This is a genomic window from Allokutzneria sp. NRRL B-24872 (assembly GCF_002155965.1).
Lineage (GTDB): Bacteria > Actinomycetota > Actinomycetes > Mycobacteriales > Pseudonocardiaceae > Allokutzneria.
Genome location: NZ_MUMH01000375.1, coordinates 1 through 655, shown reverse-complemented (window position 1 = coordinate 655; position 655 = coordinate 1). Strand labels below are relative to the sequence as shown.

Here is a 655-nt window from a genome sequence, read left to right as displayed (position 1 = left end):
CAGTGGGCGGGCGTTGTGCGTTGAGCAGGATCAGTGCTTGGGGGCGGGGCCCGCCTGGTCGGAGAGCATGCGCAGGGCGCTGACCAGGCCGCCGGAGAGGTCACCCTCCTTGAAGGAGGCGACCATGCTCATGACGGCGAGCTTGCAGCTGCGGTCGGAGATGCGGCGGGAGGACTCCTCGCCGGTCACCACCTCCAGCACGCGCGCGCCCGGGGACACCGCGATCAGCACGGCGTCGGAGGCGCGCGAGCCGATCTGGGCGTGCAGCGACTCGGCGCTCGCCCGGCTGTCCTCGCCCAGCTCACCCAGGTAGACGCTGAAGTCCAGCCCGGTGAGCCGGCTCGCCAGCGTCAGCGCCTCGTCGAGGGACGCGAGCTGCGATGGCGTGAACGGGACGGTGGGCGGCTGCGGCGACACCATCCTGGCCACCGAGACGCGGCCGCTGATGGTCAGCGCCTCACCGACGCCGAGCTCACGGTCGAGCTCCTTCTTGACGACCTCACCAGCTACCACGGGCACCTCCCCGAGCGGTACGGACGGACTGCGCTTCCACGGCGGTGGCACCGGAGGCGGGACGCGCGCCCACGCCGGCCGGGTTGGCCGTCCACCACACCGGCTCGTAGTCCCAGTCCTGCCCCGGGCTGTACCTCGGGGT

Annotated in this window: 1 protein-coding gene; it reads right to left on the bottom strand. The window is 72.4% G+C overall.

Annotation, left to right across the window (positions count from 1 at the left end; all coding sequences use genetic code 11):
- Positions 1 to 30: 30 nt before the first annotated feature.
- On the bottom strand, positions 31 to 513 hold the full coding sequence (locus CCN37_RS38140; protein WP_086830249.1) for a DUF5130 family protein: 483 nt from the start codon (positions 511 to 513) through the stop codon (positions 31 to 33).
- Positions 514 to 655: the final 142 nt, after the last annotated feature.